This window comes from Biomaibacter acetigenes (assembly GCF_003691585.1).
In the GTDB taxonomy this organism is placed as follows: Bacteria; Bacillota; Thermosediminibacteria; order Thermosediminibacterales; family Tepidanaerobacteraceae; genus Biomaibacter; species Biomaibacter acetigenes.
In genome coordinates this window covers 3000626-3025172 of sequence record NZ_CP033169.1, presented here as the reverse complement: position 1 = coordinate 3025172, position 24547 = coordinate 3000626, and the positions used below count along the sequence as shown (strand labels likewise).

Annotated in this window: 22 protein-coding genes and 1 pseudogene; all 23 read left to right on the top strand. The window is 45.8% G+C overall.

Going from position 1 to position 24547, the window contains the following annotated elements:
- Positions 1-17 precede the first annotated feature (17 nt).
- Complete coding sequence (locus tag D2962_RS15475; protein WP_162991255.1) at positions 18-854, top strand: XdhC family protein; 837 nt, start codon at positions 18-20, stop codon at positions 852-854.
- Positions 851-1681, top strand: a complete 831-nt coding sequence (gene yqeB, locus D2962_RS15470) for a selenium-dependent molybdenum cofactor biosynthesis protein YqeB (RefSeq protein WP_122015504.1) — start codon at positions 851-853, stop codon at positions 1679-1681. Before D2962_RS15475 ends, yqeB begins: the two co-directional genes overlap by 4 nt.
- Before the next feature lie 75 nt (positions 1682-1756).
- A complete protein-coding gene (locus D2962_RS15465) occupies positions 1757-2719 on the top strand; it encodes an oxamate carbamoyltransferase subunit AllH family protein (RefSeq protein ID WP_122015503.1) in 963 nt (320 codons plus the stop codon).
- A gap of 46 nt (positions 2720-2765) precedes the next feature.
- A complete protein-coding gene (fdrA, locus tag D2962_RS15460) occupies positions 2766-4250 on the top strand; it encodes an acyl-CoA synthetase FdrA (RefSeq protein ID WP_222927586.1) in 1485 nt (494 codons plus the stop codon).
- A 15-nt stretch (positions 4251-4265) separates the two neighbouring features.
- Positions 4266-5692 (top strand): annotated as a pseudogene (locus tag D2962_RS15455) (YlbE family protein).
- A gap of 48 nt (positions 5693-5740) precedes the next feature.
- A complete protein-coding gene (locus D2962_RS15450; RefSeq protein ID WP_122015501.1) occupies positions 5741-6523 on the top strand; it encodes a cyclase family protein in 783 nt (260 codons plus the stop codon).
- A 10-nt stretch (positions 6524-6533) separates the two neighbouring features.
- Positions 6534-7508: a carbamate kinase gene (arcC, locus tag D2962_RS15445; protein WP_120767276.1), complete on the top strand. Its 975-nt coding sequence runs from the start codon at positions 6534-6536 to the stop codon at positions 7506-7508.
- On the top strand, positions 7495-8388 hold the full coding sequence (locus D2962_RS15440) for a carbon-nitrogen hydrolase family protein (protein WP_122015500.1): 894 nt from the start codon (positions 7495-7497) through the stop codon (positions 8386-8388). Before arcC ends, D2962_RS15440 begins: the two co-directional genes overlap by 14 nt.
- 125 nt (positions 8389-8513) lie before the next feature.
- On the top strand, positions 8514-10172 hold the full coding sequence (locus D2962_RS15435; protein WP_162991254.1) for a PucR family transcriptional regulator: 1659 nt from the start codon (positions 8514-8516) through the stop codon (positions 10170-10172).
- A 48-nt stretch (positions 10173-10220) separates the two neighbouring features.
- The gene (sigI, locus tag D2962_RS15430) at positions 10221-10925 is read left to right on the top strand and encodes an RNA polymerase sigma factor SigI (protein ID WP_120767273.1); all 705 of its coding nucleotides are present in this window, start codon (positions 10221-10223) and stop codon (positions 10923-10925) included.
- Between the two features lie 5 nt (positions 10926-10930).
- Complete coding sequence (locus D2962_RS15425) at positions 10931-12115, top strand: anti-sigma factor domain-containing protein (RefSeq protein ID WP_122015499.1); 1185 nt, start codon at positions 10931-10933, stop codon at positions 12113-12115.
- 189 nt (positions 12116-12304) lie between these two features.
- Positions 12305-12526 (top strand): AtpZ/AtpI family protein, encoded by a 222-nt coding sequence (locus D2962_RS19955; protein ID WP_122015498.1) that lies wholly within the window; start codon positions 12305-12307, stop codon positions 12524-12526.
- 18 nt (positions 12527-12544) lie between these two features.
- Entirely contained in the window at positions 12545-12871 is a 327-nt protein-coding gene (locus D2962_RS15415; RefSeq protein ID WP_162991252.1) for a hypothetical protein, read from the top strand.
- On the top strand, positions 12858-14789 hold the full coding sequence (locus D2962_RS15410) for a V-type ATP synthase subunit I (protein ID WP_120767269.1): 1932 nt from the start codon (positions 12858-12860) through the stop codon (positions 14787-14789). The genes D2962_RS15415 and D2962_RS15410 overlap by 14 nt, the downstream gene beginning before the upstream one ends.
- Before the next feature lie 30 nt (positions 14790-14819).
- Positions 14820-15299 (top strand): V-type ATP synthase subunit K, encoded by a 480-nt coding sequence (locus D2962_RS15405; RefSeq protein WP_120767268.1) that lies wholly within the window; start codon positions 14820-14822, stop codon positions 15297-15299.
- 13 nt (positions 15300-15312) lie between these two features.
- A complete protein-coding gene (locus D2962_RS15400; protein WP_120767267.1) occupies positions 15313-15915 on the top strand; it encodes a V-type ATP synthase subunit E in 603 nt (200 codons plus the stop codon).
- Positions 15916-15919: 4 nt separating this feature from the next.
- Positions 15920-16924, top strand: a complete 1005-nt coding sequence (locus D2962_RS15395) for a V-type ATP synthase subunit C (protein ID WP_122015497.1) — start codon at positions 15920-15922, stop codon at positions 16922-16924.
- The gene (locus D2962_RS15390) at positions 16911-17246 is read left to right on the top strand and encodes a V-type ATP synthase subunit F (protein WP_120767265.1); all 336 of its coding nucleotides are present in this window, start codon (positions 16911-16913) and stop codon (positions 17244-17246) included. Before D2962_RS15395 ends, D2962_RS15390 begins: the two co-directional genes overlap by 14 nt.
- Positions 17243-19018, top strand: coding sequence for an ATP synthase subunit A (locus tag D2962_RS15385; protein WP_120767264.1), 1776 nt, complete (start codon positions 17243-17245; stop codon positions 19016-19018). The genes D2962_RS15390 and D2962_RS15385 overlap by 4 nt, the downstream gene beginning before the upstream one ends.
- Positions 19011-20393 carry a V-type ATP synthase subunit B gene (locus D2962_RS15380; protein ID WP_120767263.1) on the top strand — a complete coding sequence of 461 codons (1383 nt, stop codon included), beginning with the start codon at positions 19011-19013 and terminating at the stop codon, positions 20391-20393. The genes D2962_RS15385 and D2962_RS15380 overlap by 8 nt, the downstream gene beginning before the upstream one ends.
- 1 nt (position 20394) lies before the next feature.
- Positions 20395-21021, top strand: coding sequence for a V-type ATP synthase subunit D (locus D2962_RS15375; protein ID WP_120767262.1), 627 nt, complete (start codon positions 20395-20397; stop codon positions 21019-21021).
- A 709-nt stretch (positions 21022-21730) separates the two neighbouring features.
- A complete protein-coding gene (locus D2962_RS18215) occupies positions 21731-23512 on the top strand; it encodes a sigma 54-interacting transcriptional regulator (RefSeq protein ID WP_222927583.1) in 1782 nt (593 codons plus the stop codon).
- Positions 23513-23590: 78 nt separating this feature from the next.
- On the top strand, positions 23591-24475 hold the full coding sequence (locus D2962_RS18210) for a PRD domain-containing protein (RefSeq protein WP_222927582.1): 885 nt from the start codon (positions 23591-23593) through the stop codon (positions 24473-24475).
- Positions 24476-24547: the final 72 nt, after the last annotated feature.

The window sequence follows — 24547 nt, the reverse complement described above, 5'->3', positions numbered from 1 at the left end:
GAAAGGTGATGTTTTCCATGGCAGACGTAAAAAAAGGTCCCATAAATATTTTCGAGGAGGTTTTAAAAGCCCAGCGGGAAGGCAAGTCTTTTGCCCTGGTTACGGTGATAAAGGCCGAGGGTTCCGTACCTCGCCATGATGCGGCCAAAATGCTGGTGTTTGACGATGGGAGCGCCATCGGCACCGTGGGCGGAGGTCTGGTGGAGGCCAGAGCCATCGAAGAAGCAAGATCAGCCATCAGAGAAGGCAGATCCCATCTTGCCGCATACACTTTAAACCAGAGCAAGGCCGGCGGGCTTCCCATGCTCTGCGGAGGTGATGTGGAACTCTTCATTGAGGTTTTTAAGTCCCGGCCCCATGTCATCATAGCCGGAGGTGGCCATGTGGGAAAAGCCCTGGCGGATATGGCGGTCATGACGGGCTGCAAAGTGACGGTAATCGACGATAGGCCGGAATGGGCCAACCGTCAGAGGTTTCCGGAAGTGGACGATATCCTGGTGGAGGAAGACATGGCCAGGGCACTGTCAGGCTGCGAGATAGACCGCGGGACTTCCATAGTCATCGTGACCCGGGGGCACCGCCAGGATAAGATGATGCTGGAGGCAGCATTGAAAACCGATGCCGGTTACATCGGAATGATAGGCAGCAGAAAAAAGGTGGCCGATGTATTTGCACAGCTGAGGAGCGAAGGTATGGAGGAGGCCCTTTTAAGGAAAGTTTACGCACCTATAGGCCTGGACCTGGGCGCTGAAACTCCGGAAGAGATTGCCCTCAGCATACTGGCGGAAATAATGATGGTGAGAAATGGAACTACCGGAGTATCTCTGTCAAAAAAGGGAGGTGCGGGTTCATGAAAATAAATGAAAACACCACCGTTGTGATCCGGGGAGCGGGAGACCTGGCCACAGGGATAGCCCACAGGCTTTATCGCTGTGGCTTTAAAATTATTATGCTCGAAGTTCGGCAACCCATGGCCATAAGGCGCAGGGTGGCCTTATCCGAGGCCGTTTATGACGGGACCATCACCGTGGAAGGCGTCACTGCAAGATTTGCCCAGGATGTGGCTCAGGCCTTGAAAATCATCAGTGAAAATTCCATTGCCGTATTGATAGATCCTGAAGCCAGGCTACTCGATGAGCTAAAACCTTTGGCGCTGGTGGATGCCATAATGGCAAAAAAGAACCTCGGCACGAGTATGGACATGGCGCCAATAGTGATAGGGGTAGGCCCGGGATTCTGCGCAGGGCTGGACTGCCACGCCGTGGTGGAAACTCAAAGAGGGCATAATCTGGGTAAGGTCATATTTTCCGGCAGAGCTCGGGAAAATACCGGCATACCGGGAGAGATTCTTGGATTTTCTAAAGAAAGAGTTATTTATGCCCCTGCAGATGGTAAAATTAAGGTTTTCCATGATATCGGAAGCACTGTAAAGGCAGACTGCGTGGTGGCTGAGGTATCGGGAACTCCTGTAGAAGCCTCTATTGATGGTGTGGTAAGGGGCATGATAAGAGACGGGACTGAGGTTTTCAAGGGTATGAAAATAGGCGATGTAGACCCGAGACAGATTGTGGACTATTGCTATACCATATCCGATAAGGCCCGGGCTATAGGTGGCGGGGTGCTTGAAGCCATACTTTATTTTATGAATATTGCACCAAAACGCTCAGATGAATATTGTTAATAAATCACAAAGGATTGGCGGGTAAAAAACCGAAATTATATATATCAAGATTGTATTTAATGGCAGGGACCGTATATGAAGGCCATCATCGGTAGTAGAGCCCTTGATATATTGCAAAATTTTCCAAAAGGAAAAATCCACTCGGTCTTCAGCAAAGCCTTTAATGCTGAATTTCATGGGGAACTTCTCGGATTTGTAAACACACGGGAATATCTGGGGCCCTATACCATATGTATTTGGGATGGTAAACCGGTATGGAGGGAACTGGAGGCAACCCGTGCTATATGCTGGGATGGCGGTGGTTTCCGGGTAAATGGCCTGGAAATCATGGATTTTGAGCACATAGATATTTATAATTTCAAACCCCATATTCCGGTGCCGGAAAATATAAAAAACGTAAAACAAAACATTTTTCTGTTGGGCGGATTTTTAAAAGAGGCTAATGGCCGTATAGCATATGATAATTTGGGCATATATAGCAGATTGTCTTGTTTTGTACGGGACTGGGGTGAATTTTGCAGGGATAAGCCGGTTCCAACACAGTTTCCCCCCTCGGCCCGAAGTTTGATAGGCCTAGGGCAGGGGCTGACCCCTTCCGGAGATGATTTTTTATCGGGTTTTATGCTGGCTGTAATCTATTCATATATATATTTAGAGTCCAGATCCCGGGCGGATTCGACGGGAGAAAAAGATGCACCGGACCCCGCCGACAAGGCCGTATATCCTGTGGTGGATATTTCTGCCCTGGTTGATGGTTTTCTTTATTTTATCCGCAGCAACGCCTCGAAAACCCATATCATAAGCCGGCAGATGCTAAAGGCCGCTGCCCTGGGAGAAGGGCCCAAAGCTTTGACGGACCTGCTGGAATGCATTTTTTCTTGCGGTATTGAAAAAAAGAGATTAGCGGATGCTGCCCTGAGGGTATTTTCCATAGGCAGCACTTCAGGAACATATATGGTATGGGGGATTTACACAGCTCTATCCTCAATATTTGAAAATAATTGTGGAGGTGAGCCATGGAAATATCATGAAAAGTAATATTATTATTGTTAAAAAGAACTCTTTTTATGATTCAGTGGTCCTTATGACAGTGTCAAAAGCCGTAAAATCCATGGAAGGCGTTAATGAAGCGGTGGTGGTCATGGCCACTGACTACAACAAGGAACTTTTAAAAAATGTGGATTTATCCAATGAAGAGGTGGAAAGCTGCACTCCCAGTGATCTCGTTATTGCCCTCCGGGCTGAGACTGCCGTCCAATTGGAGGCGGCCCGGACAAAAGTGGATGAACTTCTCAACCGCAGGAACACCGGCGGCCAGGATTATGATCCGCCCACTCTGGATTCGGCCCTGTCCTATATGCCTGATGCCAACATGGTGTTGATATCGGTGCCCGGTATGTACGCGGCGGCAGAGGCGGAAAAGGCCCTCAACGCCGGGCGGCATGTGATGGTTTTCAGTGACAATGTTTCACTGGAGGATGAGATACGGTTAAAGAAAATAGCGCAGGAAAAGGGTCTTCTTATGATGGGCCCCGACTGCGGCACCGCCATTATCAACGGTGTTCCCCTGGCCTTTGCCAATAAGGTGCCCCGGGGCAAAATAGGAATTGTAGGCGCATCGGGCACCGGCAGCCAGGAAATATCCTCCATAATAGGTCGCCTGGGAGGAGGCGTTTCCCAGCTTATCGGTACCGGAGGCCGGGATTTGAAGGCTGAGGTGGGGGGCATCATGATGGCTATGGGACTGGAAGCCCTTTTAGCCGATGAGGCTACCGATGTTGTGGTGCTCGTATCAAAACCCCCTGCGGGGGAAGTCATGGATAAAATTTTAAAACTGGCGCAGGACAGCCGGAAGAAAGTACTGGTGCATTTTATAGGAGCGGATTTAGAACTTGCGCGGGGCAAGGGGTTTGAAACCGCCAGCACCCTGGAAGAAACAGCATATAAGGCTTACGAGATAGCCTATGGTCCTGCACCGCAGGATACCGAAGAAAAGGAATTGAGTCTAAAGGCCCGGGAGGAAGCCGCAAAATTAATGCCTCGCCAGAAATATATAAGAGGTCTTTATTCCGGCGGGAGCCTGTGCGATGAGGCCATGGTCTTGATGAAAAGGGTGCTTGGGAAGGTGTATTCCGCCACACCGATTCTACCGGAAGAAAAATTGCCTTCAAAGGATATCAGCAAAGAGCATACCATCATCGACATGGGAGATGACGAGTTCACCAGGGGTAGGCCCCATCCCATGATAGACTTCACCGCCCGCCAGGAAAGGCTCTTAAAAGAGGCCCGGGACCCTGAAACGGCTGTTGTGCTGATGGATGTGGTATTGGGATACGGAGCCAATATAGACCCTGCCGGAGAGCTGGCGCCGTATATAGTAAAGGCTAAGGAAATCGCTGCAAAAAGAGGGGACTACCTGCCGGTGGTCATATCCCTGTGCGGCACTTTTGATGACCCCCAGGATTATGATGCGCAGAAGGAAAAATTGGAAAATTCCGGCGCCATCGTGGCATCTACCAATGCCAGAGCAGTGAAAACTTGCCTGGAAATCATAAGTAAAGGCAGGTGAAGAAAAAGCCATATTATGTCAAAGATAAATGACCTGTTTAAACAAGATTTGAAAGTGGTAAATATCGGTCTTGCGGTTTTCCGGGATGACCTTAAATCACTGAATGTACCGGTTATTCACGTGAAGTTCAGGCCTCCTGCAGGGGGGAATCAAAGACTTTTGAGCATTTTAAATAAACTTAAGAAGTAGGGGGTAAGCAATTGGATATACAAAAAGCCAATAATCAGGTGGTGGAAAGATTTTTAAACAGCAGACCGGTGCTGGTGGGCATCGGCAAAGCCCTGGATACAGTGCCGGGGATGACCAAAAAGACCATACTTCACTCGGGCCCGCCCGTCACATGGGAAAGAATGTCCGGCCCCATGAGAGGTGCGGTGATGGGGGCTCTCATTTATGAAGGCCTGGCGAAAGATATCAAGGAAGCGGAAGAACTGGCCTCGTCGGGGGAAATAAGCTTTGATTCATGCCATCATCACGATGCGGTAGGCCCCATGGCTGGAGTTACATCGGCATCCATGCCGGTGTTCATAGTGGAGAACAAGACCTACGGGAATAAAGCTTTTTGCAACCTCAACGAGGGTCTGGGGAAAGCCCTGCGCTTCGGGGCTTACGGTCCCGAGGTTATCGAAAGGCTGCGGTGGATGGAAAAAGTGCTGGGGCCCGCTTTAAAAGAGGCCCTGGACATAGTTGGAGAAATCGATGTGAAAAACCTGCAGACTCAGGCTATGATGATGGGGGATGAATGCCACAATAGGAACAGGGCCGGCACCTCGCTGTTTATGAGGCAGATAGCACCGGGCCTGGTCAAAAGCAGCCTGACTAAAGAAGATGTGGCAAAAGTTTTTGAGTTCATTAACGGCAATGACCATTTCTTTTTAAATCTTTCCATGGCGGCATGTAAGGCCACCGCTGACGCAGGTAAAAATATAAGGGAGAGCACCATAGTTACCACCATGGCAAGAAACGGCACCGATTTCGGTATTAGAGTGGCAGGTCTTGGAGACCGGTGGTTTACCGCCCCTGCCGAGAAGGTGGAAGGCCTCTATTTTCCGGGCTACGGCCCCGAAGATGCCAATCCTGATATCGGGGACAGCGTTATATCCGAAACCGTGGGCATCGGAGGATTTGCCATGGCAGCGGCCCCGGCCATCGTGCAGTTCGTAGGAGGCAATGTTAAAGATGCACTGAACTATACCCTGAGCATGTATGAAATAACCACAGCCGAAAACAGGGCCTATTCCATTCCATATCTGGATTTCAGGGGCACTCCCACTGGAATCGATATCCAAAAAGTGATAGAAACCGGCATACTACCCATAATCAACACCGGTATTGCCCACAAAGACCCCGGCGTGGGTCAGGTGGGTGCGGGTCTGGTGCATCCGCCGGCCAAATGCTTCGAAGATGCTCTGGTGGCCTTCGCCGAGGAATATGGCCTTTAGTAGCTAATATTCAATAGCTACATTTAAATAAAAGAGGAGGTCTTCTTGATGAGTTTCCTGGATCATGTTAAAATGTATGATTTAACTCAGCCTTTGAGCCATCTTTCTCCACCGTGGCCAACCTACGAACCGCTGCAGATAAAATTTTTCAAGAGACTGGCGCCTAACGGTGCCAACGGCCAGCTTTTGACCCACAGTAACCATGTAGGTACTCACCTCGACGGTTCCCTGCATTTCTGCACTCACGGCAGGGATATCGCCAGCATTCCCCTGGAAGAACTGGTAGCTCCGGGGGTTGTGGTGGATGTGAGTGACATAGCGGAAGATTACGGTATTTACACATCCAAAGACATCATGGAACGGGCCGATGTGCGGGAAGGGGATATCCTGATAATACATACAGGGTATCACCATTATTCTTTCGACCAGCCCGAAGCCGATGAAGTCCGCTACATGATAAAACATCCCGGCCCCACCATGGAATTTGCGGACTGGTGCAGGAAGATGAAATTCAAATGGCTCGGCGTGGATTGCGGTTCCGCCGACCATCCCATGAACACCAAGATAAGGGACTGGATGCCGGCCCAGGCGAAAGAAGCCGACGAGTACCTGAAGAACAAATACGGTAAGGGCCTCGATGATATATTTCCCCCGAGCCATTACCAGCTAATGCATGTGCAGCTGTTCCCACATGATATAATCCATGCCGAAAATCTGGGCGGAGACATAGACAAACTTCTGAACAAGAGGACCGTAATCGGATGTTTCCCCTGGAGGTTTGTAGGCGGCGAATCCTGTATCTGCCGCATAGTGGCCTTCCACGAGGAATAGGGGTGATGTGATGCCCGGGACTATTGTGGTAGCCTTGGGTGGAAATGCCATACTGCAGCCTGGCCAGAAGGGCACCTTTGAAGAGCAGATGGAAAATGTGAAAATCACGGCATCCCAACTGGCGCGGCTTATACTGAAGGGAAACAGGCTTGTCATAACCCACGGCAACGGTCCCCAGGTTGGGAGAATACTCCAGCAGCAGAGCATGGGGGAATACGGCGGGATTCCCCCTATGCCGCTCTTTGTATGCGGTGCCATGTCCCAGGGTATGATAGGATACATGGTGCAGCAGGCACTTTACAATGAATTCAGGAAGCTGGGTATCGACAGGACCGTTGTTACCCTGGTATCTCAAGTCATAGTGGATACAAAGGACCCCGCCTTTTCAAATCCCACGAAGCCCATAGGAGCTTTTTATTCGCAACAGGAGGCCATGAAAGCTCAAAAAGACAGAGGCGAAGTCTGGAAGGAAGACAGCGGTCGCGGATGGCGGCGCGTGGTGCCGTCTCCCCCGCCCGGGGGCCTTCTTGAAATTTCGGCGGTAAAAGCCCTGATAAATCACGGGGCTGTTGTCATCGCATCCGGGGGTGGTGGCATTCCGGTGGCGGTAAGAGATACGGGGGAAGTTACCGGTATAGACGCGGTTATAGACAAGGACCTGGCCGCGGAAAAACTGGCGGAGGAAGTAGACGCGGATGTGCTGCTCATCCTAACCGATGTGTCCCATGTGGCGATAAATTATAAGACACATCTACAGCAAAATCTGACCGCGGTTACCGCTGAGGAGCTTTCAGACTATTATGAACAGGGTCATTTCAAGGCAGGCAGCATGGGTCCTAAAGTAAAGGCCGCTCTAAAGTTTGTGGAAAATGGCGGGAGAATGGCTGTCATCACTTCCCTGGGCAATGCCCTGCTCGGAGCCGAAGGCAGGGCGGGAACTGTAGTTACCAGAAAGGCGGTGGTGGAAAACATTGCAGGAATTTAAGGTATGCGGAATACAGATAGCCTCAAAACCCAACGACATAAAATATAATCTTGAAAAAATACGGTACTGGGCAAAAAAAGCTCATGAGGAATTTCATCCGGAGCTCATGGTTTTTCCGGAAACCGTAACCACCGGATTTTCCCCCAATATGCCCCTGGAGGATTTTTACAACCTGGTGGAACCGGTGCCCGGCCCCTCCACGGAAGTTGTGGGAAAGCTATCAAAAGAACTCGGAGCATACATAGTTTTCCCCACATATGAGAAGGGCTCCCGGGAGAAGGTGATTTACAACAGCGCGGTCCTGATAGGCCCCAGGGAGGGGATTATAGGAAAATACCGCAAAACCCATCTTTTTCCAACAGAGCGGCTGGAAGGCGGAGGATGGTCGACGGCCGGCAGCGAAGCTCCTGTTTTTGACCTTGGATTTGCCAGAATCGGCATTATGATATGCTATGATGGAGATTTTCCGGAACTTTCCCGGGAAATGGCCCTCCTGGGAGCCGAGGTAATGGTGAGGCCATCAGCCCTTCTCAGAAGCTTTGATATCTGGGCTCTTACCAACAGCGCCAGAGCCTATGACAACCATGTATATGTGGTGGGGGTAAATGCAGTGGGGCCTGATGCGGCGGGAAACTACTATTTCGGTCACAGCATGGTGGTGAGCCCCATCGCCCAGAAACTTGCCCAGGCCCGCGGCACCGAGGAAATAATGATGAGCACCCTTTCACCGGACCCCATAAAATATGTCAGTTTTGGCACAAATACTCCCATGATATTTGACCATATAGAAGATAGAAATATTGGAGTCTATAAAAATATACTCAAAGAAGGAAAATGTCCCTTTGAACCGGCCAGAAGGATTCCCTATCAAAGAAATTAAAAGGCCCCGATTAACGGGGTCTTAAATTTTACATTTTTCACAAATAAAAAGGAATTTTAAAAGTATTGATAGAATTATTATGGAGAATGAACTTCTTATTTCGATTTCAGGGAGGTTTATGCGGTATGAAGCGGGAAATGGGTATTTCCGTAAGAGAAGCCATCGAAAACAATCTTCTTGGAAATGTAACGGTGGCAGCCGGGGAGAAAGGCCTCGACCGGATCATAACAAGGGTTAACATCATGGAAGTTCCGGATATATTGAACTGGGTGAAGGAAGGTGAACTCCTGCTTACCACAGTATATTCCATAAAAGATGACCTTAAAGCTCAGGAAAGGCTTATTCCGGAGCTAAACCGGAGAAACCTTGCAGCCATAGGCATTAAACCTGGTCGATATATCCAGGATATTCCTCCTGTGATGCTGGAAGCTGCCAACAAACTTGATTTTCCCCTTTTGAAGCTTCCTTACGAGATGCCCTTTCCTGACATAATGATGCCGGTACTGGATGAGATATTCAACCGGCAGTCAGCCTTTTTCCAGCGCATGGATGATGCTCATCGCCATCTCATGGAGGCTGTTTTAACAGGCGGTGATTTAAAAGACATAGCCACGGTTCTGTCAGAGATTATAAACAACCCCGTTGCCATTAAAGACGATGTACTTGGCACTATGGCAAAAAGTACCATGTTTGATGATGAATTGTTCGATGATTATTTAGCCTTTGATCCTGCAAGGGAGCATCCGATTAAGGTAGTGGATAGATTTGAATATTACCGGTGCGAATTAAAAAGTAACAGGATATCCAGGATCATTCTACCGGTCATAGCCGATGGCAAAACATATGGAAGGATTTTTGCCTGGGAAAAAAATTCTGCTCTCAGAGGGCTTGACTTCAGCATCCTGGAAAGGGGAGCCACCATCGCGGCACTATATATGCTGAAGGAAAGATCTATCCTGGAAGTTGAAACCCGCCATAAGAATGAGTTCGTGGATGACCTGTTATCCAGGGATTCGGCCCAAAAACAATCGGCCATTGAACGCGGAGCTTTTTTCGGTTATGACCCGCAAAAAAGATATGTTATCATAGCCATGGAAATCAAAGGTCTTGAGAAGACCCTGTTTGCAGAACTGGACGAAATTGATAAGACCCGTATCAAAAACCGCATTATAAGGATAATCGATGAGATAACCGCCACCAACGGTAAAAAGACCATAGTTGGCGTTAAAAGTGAAAATATGATAATATTATTACCTGTAGAGAAAGATGAACCGAATTTAAAGCAGCATATTTGCCGGATGGGACAGGAGATCGTCAATAGAATAACGCAGGAAATTAAAGGTATTTCTGTAATGCTGGGCATAGGCAGATTTTACATGGATCCTGCTGACCTTTATAAAAGCTACCAGGATGCAAGAAGGGCCATTGCCATAGGGCCCGGTATTACCAACAGGTCCGTGGTCCATTTTGACGATCTTGGAGTTTACCGTCTGCTTTACCAGCAGGCAGATCAGGAGGAGCTTCTGAAATTCTACAGGGAATTTATCGAGCCCCTGGAAATATATGACATAAAGCACGGTACAGAACTCATAAAAACCCTGGAAGCATATTTTGAGTGTAACGGCAATCTTAAAAAAATCTCCCAGGAGCTTTACACCCATTATAACACCGTACTTTACCGCATCCAGAGAATACAGGAAATAGTGGGAATAAATCTGGATGATCCCCGGGACCGCCTCAATATGGAAATGGCCCTCAGAGTTCAAAAGGTAATCGGCAGATAGTCCGGTAAAACCCCCGTCCGCCTTTAAAGATGTTATTCGGAGGACAAGATGACAGATTTCAGTTTAAACCAAAGAATTATAAACATAAAAGATAATGCCGACGAAATCAACAGGTTAATAGAAGAATACAAGCCCTTTATAGCATCTGTCGTGGAAAAACACATCGGCCGCTATGTGGAATACGGCAGGGATGATGAACTGAGCATTGCATTGATGGCTTTCCATGAGGCCGTAAAAAAGTATGATATTTCTAGAGGGAATTTTTTAACTTTTGCGAGGATAACCATAAAGCACCGCCTTGTGGATTTTTACAGGCGGGAGCAAAAAAACGTGCCGGTGGTTTACCTGGAAAGTCCTGATGACGAGGAAGAGGAGAAATATTGGGACATAACTTTCGACAAATCCATAAAAGAGTATGATGAACGGCAGATAAGCGAACTTCGGCGGTGGGAGCTTATGGAAATGAAAAAAGAATTATCAAGATGGGGGATCACCTTTGCCGATGTGGCCAGAAGTTCACCAAAGCAGGAGTCTACCAGAAAGGCCTATCTGAAAGCGGCGAATTTTGTGATAAATACTCCGGAAGTGCTCAATATAATGAAAACAAAGAGATATTTGCCGGTTGACAAAATAGTGAGCGCCACAAAAATACCCCGCAAAACCGTGGAACGCGGCCGGAATTATATAATAGCAGCAGTGCTGATATTATCCGGAGACTACCAGTACATAAGGGAATATATACAGTGGAGGTAAGTTTCTTGAAAGCCATTATCGTTGACATGGATGACGGATATCTCATTGTCCTCAACAAAAGAGGTGACTTTAAAAAAATATATAACAACATGCCCGGCTGTCAGATTGGGGATGAAATTGAAATTCCAGACGGTATGCCGTTATTCGGACTTTCCCCGGGGTGGCCGCTTTCTCTTGCTCCAGCAAGGAAAATTGCTGTGGCTCTGGTGGTTTTCCTGCTTTTGCTGGGGATGGGCGGTTACGGTATAGCTGATTATCTTACTCCGGTGACTTTTGTCACCATGGACATCAATCCCAGCGTGGAGCTGGCCCTCAACAGATATGAAAGGGTATTGAGCGTGAATGCTTTCAATGATGAAGGAAATCTTCTGGCGGAAGATGGCAGTTCATTCAGGAACATGAAGCTGGAAAATGCTATTAAAGAGCTTTTGAAACGGGCGGAAGCTCAAAACTACCTGAAAGCCTCCAGTACCCTCATATTCACGGTTTCCAGCATGAAAAACCATGTGTCTGAAGAACTTGACAGGAAGCTGAAAAAAACCGTCGAAGCCCGACCGGGCATTCAAGTTATTGTGGAGAATACTACCATTGAAAAACATGAGGAAGCCAGGAGAATGAACATTTCCCAGGGCAAACTCTTGATATATGAAAAGCTGAAGAAGATAAATCCGGAAATTACTCTGGAAGAAGTTAAAAAATCGCCGGTATCCCGGATTATGGAACAATTAAATAAATCACTGTCAGACAAGGGAAAACCCTCTACAGAGAAGAAAGAAGATAAAAAGACAGACTTAAAAACACCTGATATCAATAAAGAAAAACCTGCCTACGACAAAGGAAGCCCCGCCGAAAAAATGGAAAAAAAGCCCGAAAAAGCCGGAGTTCCAGGAAATTTGAATAAAAATGATGATATGCAAAAAGCACCGGAGAAAGCAAAAAGTAATGGGAACAAACCTTCTGTTGAGATAATAAAATTTCAGGAAAAAATGAACAAAGATATGTCGGATACAACCGGAAAACTCAAGGACGATACCGCCGGAACAATGAAAAACGAGAAGAAAGAGGCATTGAAAGAGCAAGAAGGTGAAAATACGGAGAAAGGAGAAGATCAGGGATTTTTTAACAAGCCGGAAGAAATAAACCGGGAAATAAACAATACGAAAAAAAGCCCCGGAAAAAAAGAGCGGTAATAAGTGCCGGGCCATCTCCGGCAGGAGAGGGATTTTTTACACCAAAATTTGTTTTACTTTGATAAAGGCTGTAAATCTTCATTATTAAGATATAATGTGACTTTTTTCACATATAATCGAAATAATTTATAGACAGGGGAAATTTTTAATTTGAATTTTTTTTATCAATGTTATATAATATAAAACAGTATGAAGAATTTAAAGGGAATTCAATATCTAGTGTTGCTAACCCAAATAGGTCTTAATATGGCACTACCTATAGTAGGTGGTGTATACGCTGGAGCCTATCTGGACCAGAGGTTTTCCACGGGTAGTGCTTTTTTAATTTTTGGAACCTTTTTGGGAGTCTTCTCAGGAATAGCCGGAGTATACCGGCTCATATCGCTGGAATTTAGGAAAAAAAACAAATAAAAACCTTGAGGAGGTGGTATGTTGAGGGATATTCTGGAGGATGTCAAAGCCACGGAACAGAGGGCCAGACAACTGGTAGAAGAAGCCGAACAGCAGTCAAAAACAATTATTTTGAATGCAAAAAAAGAAGTCGAAAAATTAATTCTAGAACAAAAAAGGAGAAGTGATGAGGAAGGCGCCAGGATAATACAAAAAGCCAGGGCGGAGGCAGAGGAACAGGCGAGAAATCTTTCAAAGAAATATGAGCAGGAGATAAAGGAATTGAAACTTAAGGCCGCCAATAAAATACCCCAGGCGGTCCAATTGATTAAAGAGAGGATAGTGAAGGCCCATGGCGATAGTTAATATGAAAAAAATGCACCTTCTGGGCCTTAAAAATGAGCAGGACAAAATCTTGAGCACCATACAGAAAACCGGTGCTGTAGAGGTTATAGACATAACACAGCAGGCGCCGGAACATGAGGTGCAGCAAAATCAGGTTCACCAGGGTTTGGAAAAGGAACTGTCTGAACTGGACTCCAGATTAAGCAAACTCAAATTTGGAATTGACTTTTTAAAGCCCTATGTCAGGGAAAACAACCCTCTTTTATATGGAAGACCGGCGGTTCAAAAAGAGCAGCTCGATGAAATGCTCTCCCGGGAAGACCAGTATTTTACGGTTCTCCAGGCTGTTTCCGGGCTGGACCAGCGGCTTTCCTACCTAAAAGGAGAGGAGTCCAAGATCAACAACCGCATAGAATTATTGTCTTCCTGGGAGCAGCTGGATATTCCCCTGGAGCAACTGGGTCACACCGAAAAAACCGAGTTTTTGCCCATTGTTGTTCCGATAAAGACTTATGAGGATTTCAGGAACAGGTTGAAAGAAAGGCAGCTTCCTGCCGAAGTTATGACTATCGGGGGAAACCGGGATGAAACATTTGGCCTGCTTGTTTACTACAGGGCTCAAAAGGGCGAACTGCAGGATATTATGAAGGAATTTTCTGTGAGTGTCCAGGAGTTTTCGGGTCTAAAGGGCACCCCCCGGGAGATAATAGCCCGGGATAAGGAGAGGCTCTCCGGCATAGAAGCCGAAAGGCAGGGCATAAGGCGGGAAGCCCAGGCTCTTGCTGACCAGCGGTTTTCCTTCGAGGTATTGTACGATTACTGGAGCGTTGTCAGGGACAAGAAACAAAACATGCTCAAGACGGCAGAAACCGGGAAGACCTTTTTACTGACCGCATGGGTGCCGGAGCCCCTGGAAGATAAACTCAAACGGAGGATTCTCGATACCACTGATGCCGTATATATCGAGTTTTCACCGCCAGAAGAGGATGAAGAAATACCGGTGATGCTCGAAAATCCCAGGCTTGTCCAACCTTTCGAACTCATTACCGAACTCTACAGTTTGCCTGATCCCAAAGGCCTGGATCCAAACCTTTATATGGCACCTTTCTACTTCGTATTTTTTGGCATGATGGTCAGTGATGCCGGATACGGTCTGGTGCTGTCGCTGCTGACGGGACTTGCCCTCTGGAAATTGAAGCTGGCAGGCCAGGGCAAGAAACTGGTAGAGCTTCTGTTTCTTGGAGGCATATCCACCTTTATCTGGGGGGCCATTTTTGGAGGCTGGTTTGGAGACCTCATAAAACTAAAACCCCTCTGGATAAACCCGCTGGACAATCCCATGGCCATACTGGTATTGAGCTTTGCCTTTGGTGTCATACAGATATATACGGGCTTGTTGCTCTCTGCCTATAAGAATATCAGGGCAGGACGTACAGCCGATGCCTTTATGGATCAGGGGCTCTGGATAGTATTCCTGTCGGGCCTTATAATGCTGGCCTTCCCGCAGCTTGGCTTTATAGCTAAATACGTAGCCTTCGCCGGTGCCCTGGGCTTGCTTTTAACTCAGGGAAGGGCCCAAAAAAGCATTCTGATGAAGTTTTTATCCGGTCTCTTAAGCCTTTACGGTGTCACGGGGTATTTGAGCGATGTGCTGTCATACTCCAGGCTGCTGGCCCTGGGCCTTGCCACCGGAGTTATTGCGGTGGTGATAAACACCATGGCAAGACTCGTAGGGGTCAATGCCATCGGAGTGATTATCATGATTATAATCATGATAGGTGGACACATCTTCAATATCGCCATAAATACCCTGGGTGCCTATGTGCACAGCAGCCGTCTGCAGTATATAGAGTTCTTCAGCAAGTTTTACGACAGCGGTGGAAGAGCCTTCGACCCCATGAAGGTAAAAACCACCTATGTGGACTTTGAAAATTTATAAATTTAATTTGTTTGGAGGAGGAGTTTAAAAATGGAATTAACTTATGGTCAGGTACTGGCACTTTTAGGGGCAGCCCTCGCAGTGCTGCTGCCCGGCATTGGTTCTGCAAAAGGTGTAGGAATTGTGGGTGAAAGCGCAGCCGGCGTTGTCACCGAGGATCCGGGCAAATTCGGTCAGACGCTGATTCTTCAAGCTATCCCCGGAACTCAGGGCATATACGGACTTTTAACGGGATTTGTTATCATGCAGAGGATTGGAATTTTAGGAGGTAAACTGCTTCCGCTGAACCTCCATCAGGGTCTGTTAATCCTGGCAGCCGCCCTTCCCATAGCCTTTGTAGGCCTTCTTTCCGCCATAGCCCAGGGCAGAGCTGCTGCGGCAGGTGTGGGCATAATCGCCAAGAGGCCTGAAGAACTGGCAAAGGGCATCACCTACGCTGCCATGGTTGAAACCTACGCCGTGCTGGCACTGCTGGCATCCATCCTCATGCTCTTCGGCATCAAATTATAAGGGAGTGGCCGGCATGGAGGGTATCGAGAGGATTAAAGAAAAGATCATGCAGGAGGCCCGGGAAAAAGAGCAGCAAATTTTGAATGAAGCTAGAGCCGAAGCCGATCAGATCCTGAAAAACTCCGAGCAAACAGCGGAGGAAATAAAGCAGCAATCCCTTCAAAAAGCAAAAAGGCAGGCTGAAGAGGAAAAGAGGAAGATTCTTTCCATGGCCGAACTTGAAGAGAGAAAGGGGTTGCTTCAGGCAAAACAGCAGATTATAGACGAGGTATTTGATAAAGCCCGTCAGGAACTGGCGAATTTACCGGTGGAAGATTACCGACAGTTGATTTACAAAATGCTGCTGGAAAGCTCCATCACCGGCGATGAAGAAATAATCATCGATGAAAAGGATAAATCCAGGATAACTCCGGACCTGGTGGAAAAAGTCAATAAAGAGCTTAAAACAAAGGGTAAATCCGGCAACCTAAAAATTTCTGCAAAAACCCGTCCCATGATAGGCGGTTTTATTCTGAAAGCCCGGGATATGGAGATTAATAGCACATTTGATTCACTGATCAAATTGCAGAGAGAAGAATTGGAGACCGGAATTGCGAAAATACTTTTCGAGGAGTGATACTATGGGCAGGGAAATGGAATTTCTATATGTGTCATCCCGGATCAAGGCCCTGGAGACCAGACTCCTCGGTAAAAGCGCTATAGACAGGATACTGGAGGCTGACGGGCCGGAAGAAGCCCTGAAGGTGCTGAGCGATACCGATTATGGCGCCGATATCGCCGAAATGGAAAATATCTATGATTTTGAAAAGGTCCTGGAAAAAAGCCTTAAAAGGACCTTTAAAACCATAGCTGATTCCATAAAAGATTATCGTTTCATAAGGTTTTTCACACTGAAGAACGATTACCATAATCTGAAGATAATTATCAAGAATAAAATTCTTGGGCTTGAGGGTAAGGATTATTTTTCATCCCTGGGGGAGGTTCAAACCGAGGAACTTCAAAAGCTTGTTACAGAAGATGTTACGGCCGCGGTTCCTGAGAGCATGAAAGAGGCCTATAAAAGGGCTATTGAAATATATGAGGATACCCAGGACCCCCAGCAGATTGATTTGCTGCTGGACCGCATGCTGTTTGAGGAACTGGCCGGGCTGGTGAATGACACCGGGGAGGAGTTTTTAAAAGAATATTTTATGTCTATGGTGGACCTTACCAACATCAGGACCATGGTAAGATTGATGCATATGAAAGCGGAGACAAGACTCCTGGAAAAGTCCCTTCTTCCGGGAGGCAGCCTTAAAAAGGATGTATTCATGAAGCTCTTTACCGAACCCATACAGGGTGTGATAGATGCCTTTGCCTCATCACCATACCATGGAGTGGTGGAGGAAGGAGTTTCCGCATGGGCCAATAGCGGCAGCCCGGCTATCTTTGAGAAATTGTCGGATGACTACCTGCTCAAACTGGCAAGACGTGGGCTTTATAAACCCTACGGTCCCGAGACTGTGGTGGGTTATCTTGCCGCCAGGGAAAATGAGGCAAAGCTTCTTAGAATAATACTGGTGGGAAAGATAAATGGCATTTCTTCGGAGATGATAAAGGAGAGGTTGAGAGATGTCTACGTATAAAATAGGCGTAATCGGCGACAAAGACACGGTTCTGGCCTTCAAGTCTCTGGGAGTGGATATCTTTCCTGCCATGGATGAAAAGGAGGCCGGCCATATACTCACCCAGCTTGCAAAGCAAAACTATGCCGTGATATTTATTACGGAGCAGCTGGCAAAGGACATGAAGGAAAGAATCGATATGTACAGGAACAAAATGCTGCCGGCCATAACGCTTATCCCCAGCAACAGAGGTTCGCTGGGAATTGGTATACAGGAAGTGAAAAAATCCGTGGAAAAAGCCATAGGAGTGGATATCTTATTTGAAAGAGAGGGAGAGGAATGAGCCATGGAGTTGTAGTTAAGGTTTCCGGTCCTCTCGTGGTGGCCACGGGATTGCCCGAGGCCAAAATGTTCGACGTGGTGAAAGTGGGAAAGCAGGGCTTGATTGGTGAAGTCATAGAGGTGCATGGAGAAAAGCTCTCCATTCAGGTTTACGAAGAGACTTCGGGCCTTGGCCCCGGGGACCCGGTCATATCCACCGGAGTCCCCCTCAGCGTTGAACTGGGACCGGGAATGCTGGAAGGAATTTTTGACGGAATTCAAAGGCCGCTGGATGTCATAGAATCCAAAGCCGGCAGTTTTATAACAAGGGGAATAGATGTTCCCGCATTAAACCGCGATAAAAAATGGGCCTTCAAGCCCACCGCCCAAAAAGGCGATAGGCTCACGGGCGGAGATATCATAGGCACTGTGCAGGAAACCGTCATAGTGGAGCACCGCATCATGATACCCCCGGGAATATCCGGAACCCTGGTGGATATCAGGGAAGGCGAGTTTACGGTGACGGAGCCCGTGGCAAAACTCAAGACCGACAAGGGTGATATCATCGATATAACCATGATGCAAAAATGGCCTGTGAGGAAGATAAGACCGTACAGGGAAAAACTTCCTCCGGAAGAACCCATGGCCACGGGTCAGAGGGTAATAGACACCTTCTTCCCCGTCACCAAGGGAGGAACCGCATGTATTCCTGGGCCCTTCGGCAGCGGCAAGACGGTGGTGCAGCACCAGCTGGCCAAGTGGGCCGATGCCGAAATAGTGGTATATATTGGCTGTGGTGAGCGGGGCAATGAGATGACCGACGTGCTTCTGGAGTTCCCTGAGCTCAAGGACCCCAAGACCGGGGAACCCCTCATGAAGAGGACGGTGCTCATAGCCAACACCTCCAACATGCCGGTGGCGGCCCGGGAAGCATCGATATATACCGGCATCACCATAGCGGAGTATTTCAGGGACATGGGATACAGTGTGGCACTCATGGCCGATTCCACATCCCGTTGGGCCGAAGCCCTTCGCGAGATGTCGGGAAGGCTTGAGGAAATGCCCGGTGAAGAGGGATACCCGGCATATCTTTCCAGGAGGCTGGCGGAGTTCTATGAGAGGGCAGGAAAAGTTATATGCCTCGGCAGCCAGGAGCGGCAGGGAGCCCTTACTGCAGTCGGCGCTGTGTCGCCTCCGGGCGGAGACCTTTCGGAGCCGGTAACCCAGGCTACCCTCCGGGTGGTGAAGGTATTCTGGGCTCTGGATGCGCAGCTTGCCTATGCAAGACACTTCCCGGCCATCAACTGGCTTACCAGCTATTCGCTGTACTCTGATACGGTGGAAGATTTCATGAACAAAAATATCAGCCCCGAGTGGCGGGATTTAAGAACCGAGGCCATGAAGCTCTTGCAGGAAGAGGCAAGCCTTCAGGAAATCGTGAGACTGGTAGGTATAGACGCCCTTTCCGTGAAAGACAGACTGGTGCTGGAGGCGGCAAAATCCATCAGGGAAGATTTCCTGCATCAGAACGCTTTCCACGAGGTAGACACCTACACGTCTCTAAACAAGCAGTACCGCATGCTGAAATTGATACTGCTGTTCTATCACGAATCTCAAAGGGCCATAGACCAGGATGCTGTCTTTTCTGAAATAGAAAAGCTGCCGGTCAGGGAAAAAATTGCAAGAGCCAAATTCATTGATGAAAAAGAAATGGATAAGTTCGACGAGATAGAAAAAGAATTGAAAGACCAGATAGCGGAGCTTCTTTCGGAAGGAGGGAGAGTGAATGCTTAAGGAATACAGGACAGCCCGGGAAATTGCCGGCCCTCTGATGCTGGTGGAAAATGTGGAGGGAGTCAAATACAATGAACTGGTGGAAATAGAGACTTCCGAGGGAGAAATCCGCCGGGGACAGGTGCTGGAAATAGACGGTGACAAGGCTCTGGTACAGCTCTTTGAAGGCTCCACAGGCCTCAACATTAACGACTGCAAGGTAAGATTTCTTGGGAAAAGCATAGAGCTTGGGGTATCCATCGACATGCTGGGCCGTGTATTCGACGGTTTCGGCAGGCCAAAGGATAATGGCCCCAGAATAATCCCGGAAAAGAAACTGGATATCAACGGCAGCCCCATAAACCCCACAGCCCGTGACTATCCTTCGGAGTTCATCCAGACAGGGATTTCCGCCATCGATGGCTTAAACACCCTGGTCAGGGGGCAGAAGCTGCCCATATTCTCGGGGTCCGGCCTTCCCCATGCCCAGCTGGCAGCCCAAATAGCCAGGCAGGCCAGGGTTCTTGGAACGGGGAGCAAATTCGCCGTGGTATTTGCGGCCATGGGCATAACCTTTGAGGAGGCCGATTACTTTATATCGGATTTCAGAAGGACCGGAGCCATCGATAGGTCGGTGCTTTTCATAAACCTGGCCAACGACCCGGCCATAGAGCGTATAGCCACACCGCGTATGGCTTTGACCTGTGCCGAGTTTCTGGCCTATGAAAAGGATATGCATGTTCTGGTTATCCTGACAGACCTGACCAACTATTGTGAAGCTCTCCGGGAGGTATCCGCCGCCCGTAAAGAGGTTCCGGGCCGCCGCGGTTATCCCGGATACCTCTATACAGACCTTTCCACCATATATGAGCGGGCGGGCCGCATCCGTGGAAAGGCGGGTTCCATCACCCAGATCCCGATCCTCACCATGCCCGAGGATGACAAGACTCACCCGATACCTGACCTTACCGGTTACATCACGGAGGGTCAGATAATACTGAGCCGTGAGCTTTACAGAAAGGGGATTTTGCCTCCCATCGATGTACTGCCATCTCTTTCCCGTCTGAAGGATAAGGGCATCGGCAGAGGCAAGACCCGGGAAGACCACGCCGACACCATGAACCAGCTCTTTGCCTCTTACGCCAGGGGCAAACAGGCCAAGGAACTGGCGGTAATCCTTGGTGAGGCGGCCCTTTCCGACGTAGATAAACTCTATGCAAAATTCGCCGATGAATTCGAGAAGAGATATGTTTCTCAGGGTGAAAATGAAGACAGACCCATAGAAGAAACGCTCAATCTGGGGTGGGAGCTTCTGACAATACTGCCTAAGCCGGAACTCAAGAGAATCAGGGACGAATATATCGAAAAATATCTACCGGAAAAAGGAGAAGAATAACATGTTGATGCGGGTAAACCCCACCCGGATGGAGCTGACCAGATTGAAAAAGCAGCTGGTGACCGCAAAAAGAGGCCATAAGCTGTTAAAAGACAAGCAGGATGAACTAATCAAAAAGTTCATCGACATGGTGAAAAAGAACAAAGAGCTCAGGGAAGAAGTGGAACGGGAACTGGAAAGCGCATTCAAGAGCTTTACCATGGCCCGCAGCCAGATGCCCCAGGAAGTGCTGGAGGAAAGCCTCATGATTCCCACAGCCCGCGTTAGCATGAATGTCTCAAAGGCCAATATTATGAGTGTTAACGTACCAAAAGTGGAGATATCCAGCGAGGAGGGGGGCAACATTTACTCTTACGGTTTTGCCCAGACTTCCGGTGAGCTGGATAACGCCATAGGAATACTATCCGGCATGCTGCCCAAAATGCTCAAACTCTCGGAAATAGAGAAAGCCTGCCAGCTCATGGCCGATGAGATAGAAAAGACCCGCCGCCGGGTCAATGCCCTTGAGTACGTCATGATACCTTCCCTGGAAGAGACCATAAAATACATCACCATGAAGCTGGACGAAAACGAGCGCGGCAATATCACGCGCCTTATGAAGATAAAGGAAATGGTGATGAACGGCTGATAAACAAAGCCTGTTTCCATGTCAAGTGGAAGCAGGCTTTTCTATTAGCGTTAAATATACCTTAAGCTAACCAGCTTTCCAGGGTAAGGTCGGGGATTCTTTTAAATTCGCCTATGTTGTTAGTTACCAGAGTAAGGTTTTCAGAAAGTGCATTGGCGGCGAAAGCGCCTCAATTCTCGATCTCAAATAATTACTATGAGCATGAGAAGATTCCTTTTAAAAGCCCAACTCTAAATGCTCGCAAAGAATTTATTATAGTATTTAGAAGATAAATACCTATAAAGATATGAATTTAGGAGTAAGTAAATTTTATGTGGCTGAAGTTTAAACAATAGACAGAAAATAAATCTTTTTAGGAATTAACATCTGTAAATACTGGAAAATATTCAATTTATTTGTTATTATTTTATAGAAACCTTAATAAAAAACGCAAATATAGCAAACAAAAGATGAACAAAAAAAATTGGTGGTTCAATGATAAAAATCCATTTGTATGTCTAAATTTGGATATATCTAAATTTGGATATATCGATACTAGCTATTTCCAAATAAGGGGGTATGCCGTATAACTAATAAAGAAAAGGTTTTTCTTATAGTAAAAGAATTTACCGGTAAATGTAAAGATGTTATTGATGATGAAGTTATCGGTACCACCGCCGAAGAAATTTCACGGATTACTGGATTAAAAAGAAACCTGGTCAGTCATTTGTTGAATGAATTAAACAAAGAATTAAAAGTAATTAAAATTAACACAAGACCGGTTTATTTTATTGACAGAGACATTTTTCAAGAAAAAACTAAAGTTACACTTTCAGGGAATTTAATTTTTGAAGGTTTCCAGGCTCTTAAACAGGTAATTTATAAGGAAGATAAAAGTAAAAATATGAATTTGAATAACGGCCTTCTAAAAACGGCTAAAGATCCATTTTCCAGTTTGATAGGATTTGACGGCAGTTTAAAATACCAGGTAGAACAGTGTAAAGCTGCAATCAGGTATCCTCCGAATGGTATTCCAATACTAATAACAGGCCCTACCGGTTCCGGAAAAAGTTTTTTAGCGCAAATCATGTTTGAATATGCCATCCAACAAAAAATTATAAAACCCGATGCACCGTTTTTAATTTTTAACTGTGCTGAATACGCCAATAACCAGGAGCTTCTTTCAGCGAATCTCTTTGGCTATGTAAAAGGAGCTTTTACCGGAGCAGATCAAGATTTTAAAGGGGTTCTAGAAGAAGCGGACGGTGGATATTTGTTTCTCGATGAAATACATCGCCTACCACCGGAAGGCCAAGAAAAACTTTTCCTATTTATGGACAAGTGTATATTCAGAAGAGTAGGGGAGACTAGGGGATGGAGAAAAGCCAGGGTTAGATTTATATTTGCCACTACTGAAAAAACCGAGACTTTTTTGATAAGTACATTTTTGAGACGAATACCTATTGCCATCAGAATTCCCTCGCTGAATGAAAGACCTTTAAGCGAGAAATTGCACCTAATTCATCATTTTTTTAAAGAAGAAGCCCTTTCTTTACAGAAGGATTTATTAATAACAAAACAGGTCCTAAAAGCTTTCATAAGTACCGATTTTAAAGGTAATGTAGGACAGCTTAAGAATGATATAAAATTTACCTGTGCGCGCGCCTATAATAATTTTCTAAATTCTAAAGGTGAAACTAATTATATAGAAATAAATCTGATGACTATTCCGAACCATCTCATCCAAATCATAAAAGATGGAAAGTTAAATCTTAACAATAATGTTATTAAAGATGAATTGAATGATATCAAAATTGGAGCTGATAGTGGTACAATTGATGTTTTATCATTAATTAATAAAAAGGAAATTGATATATATAAGTCTTTTTATGATGAGTTGCTTGAACTTTTAAAAGATATAAAAGGGGATACAACCTCAGGTGTGACAATAGATAAGGCTACAGTTTTAATAGATGATTATTTTGACAAATTGATGTTTAATTTACAGTCTTCTACAAAAGAAAATTATGCGTCAATTCGGTTTGATACTATCCATAATTGTGTTCATGATGTCTTTGAACTTGTTAAAAATAAATTTGATCTCAAATATTATAATACTATAGGATATAAGATAGCATGTTTTATTAATCAGTCGTTGGAACACCGATATTTTATCGATTTAAACGGATATGAAAAAAAGGCTAAATATTACTTGGATATCTTAAAAAATATATACCCGAGAGAACTTAATGTAACCGTCAAAATTGCCGATTTTATAAAATCTAATCTTGATATATTTTTAGGGCCTGCGGAAAAATTGGTCCTGATGTTGTATCTCATGGGCATAAATAAGGGCAGAGAATCTAATCGAATTAAAGCGGTTATAATGGCGCATGGCTTATCTACTGCCAGCAGCATAGCCAATGTGGCTAATCACCTGCTGGGTGAGAATATATTCGAATCTTTCGATATGGCCATCGAGGTCAAGACCGAGGATATAATAAAAAATTAAAACAGTATCTAGAGGAAATCGATACATCAAAAGGTATAATTATTTTAGTTGATATGGGATCTCTCGAAGAAATATACGATGGCCTTGAAAAAAATAACAAATGGCGTAATCGGGATCGTAAACAACATAACCACTCAACTGGCATTAGATACCGGCAGTAATATTATTCAAGGTTTGACTGTAGAGGAAATAGTGGAAAAAGTTACGGCTAATAATCGATCCAGATACAAATTAATAAAACCTGCCGGAATAAAGAAAAAAGCTTTAATTACCACTTGTATTACAGGAATTGGTACAGCCATAAGAATAAAAGACCTTATACTTAAAAGTTTTAACGAATATTCCAGTAAAATAGAAGTTATAGCCTATGATTATTTTAAGTTAAAGAATAACGGTTATAGAGACAATATATTTAAGGATTTCGATGTGGTGACAATTATAGGAACTAAGGATCCAAAGATAGAAGAAATCCCCTTTTTCTCTCTGGAAGATATTATATCAGGTCAAAAGGAAGCTCAATTCAGAAATTTATTGCGGGGATTTATACCGGAACAAGGTATTAAACAGATAAATCAATCGTTAGTAAAATTCTTTTCATTGGAAAGTGTATTGAACTACATTACGATATTGAATCCTGATAAGATCATAGACCAAATAGAGATGGCCATCGAAGCTTTACAATATGAAATGAAAGTTAAATTTACCAACGATGTTAAAATATGTCTGTATATCCATTTAAGCTGCCTTATCGAGCGGCTGGTTACAAAAACACAAATAAATGAATATAATGATGAAATTATGTCATCTTTTGCCAAGCTCCATAAAGATTTTGTCGACATTGTAAAAAAGAGTTTTAGTGTCATAGAAAAACTCTATAGTGTAAGTGTTCCTCTGACAGAAATATACTTTATATATGAGATTTTTAGCGCCAAAATACCCAATATGACTGGGAATGCCAAGTAGTATTACACTGCTTGGCATGTTTTTTGCTTATTATATTAATACAAAAGACAATTAAATTAAATTGTAAATATT

Excerpts from the sequence above, each read along its gene's own strand:
- D2962_RS15380 (WP_120767263.1), top strand. The coding sequence starts at position 19,011 with ATGCTTAAGGAATACAGGACAGCCCGGGAAATTGCCGGCCCTCTGATG.
- D2962_RS15435 (WP_162991254.1), top strand. The coding sequence starts at position 8,514 with ATGAAGCGGGAAATGGGTATTTCCGTAAGAGAAGCCATCGAAAACAAT.
- D2962_RS15375 (WP_120767262.1), top strand. The coding sequence starts at position 20,395 with ATGTTGATGCGGGTAAACCCCACCCGGATGGAGCTGACCAGATTGAAA.
- D2962_RS15385 (WP_120767264.1), top strand. The coding sequence starts at position 17,243 with ATGAGCCATGGAGTTGTAGTTAAGGTTTCCGGTCCTCTCGTGGTGGCC.
- D2962_RS15395 (WP_122015497.1), top strand. The coding sequence starts at position 15,920 with ATGGGCAGGGAAATGGAATTTCTATATGTGTCATCCCGGATCAAGGCC.
- D2962_RS15410 (WP_120767269.1), top strand. The coding sequence starts at position 12,858 with ATGGCGATAGTTAATATGAAAAAAATGCACCTTCTGGGCCTTAAAAAT.
- D2962_RS19955 (WP_122015498.1), top strand. The coding sequence starts at position 12,305 with ATGAAGAATTTAAAGGGAATTCAATATCTAGTGTTGCTAACCCAAATA.
- D2962_RS15465 (WP_122015503.1), top strand. The coding sequence starts at position 1,757 with ATGAAGGCCATCATCGGTAGTAGAGCCCTTGATATATTGCAAAATTTT.
- fdrA (WP_222927586.1), top strand. The coding sequence starts at position 2,766 with ATGACAGTGTCAAAAGCCGTAAAATCCATGGAAGGCGTTAATGAAGCG.
- sigI (WP_120767273.1), top strand. The coding sequence starts at position 10,221 with ATGACAGATTTCAGTTTAAACCAAAGAATTATAAACATAAAAGATAAT.
- D2962_RS18210 (WP_222927582.1), top strand. The coding sequence starts at position 23,591 with ATGGCCTTGAAAAAAATAACAAATGGCGTAATCGGGATCGTAAACAAC.
- D2962_RS15400 (WP_120767267.1), top strand. The coding sequence starts at position 15,313 with ATGGAGGGTATCGAGAGGATTAAAGAAAAGATCATGCAGGAGGCCCGG.
- D2962_RS15405 (WP_120767268.1), top strand. The coding sequence starts at position 14,820 with ATGGAATTAACTTATGGTCAGGTACTGGCACTTTTAGGGGCAGCCCTC.
- D2962_RS15390 (WP_120767265.1), top strand. The coding sequence starts at position 16,911 with ATGTCTACGTATAAAATAGGCGTAATCGGCGACAAAGACACGGTTCTG.
- D2962_RS15475 (WP_162991255.1), top strand. The coding sequence starts at position 18 with ATGGCAGACGTAAAAAAAGGTCCCATAAATATTTTCGAGGAGGTTTTA.
- arcC (WP_120767276.1), top strand. The coding sequence starts at position 6,534 with ATGCCCGGGACTATTGTGGTAGCCTTGGGTGGAAATGCCATACTGCAG.
- yqeB (WP_122015504.1), top strand. The coding sequence starts at position 851 with ATGAAAATAAATGAAAACACCACCGTTGTGATCCGGGGAGCGGGAGAC.
- D2962_RS15450 (WP_122015501.1), top strand. The coding sequence starts at position 5,741 with ATGAGTTTCCTGGATCATGTTAAAATGTATGATTTAACTCAGCCTTTG.
- D2962_RS15415 (WP_162991252.1), top strand. The coding sequence starts at position 12,545 with ATGTTGAGGGATATTCTGGAGGATGTCAAAGCCACGGAACAGAGGGCC.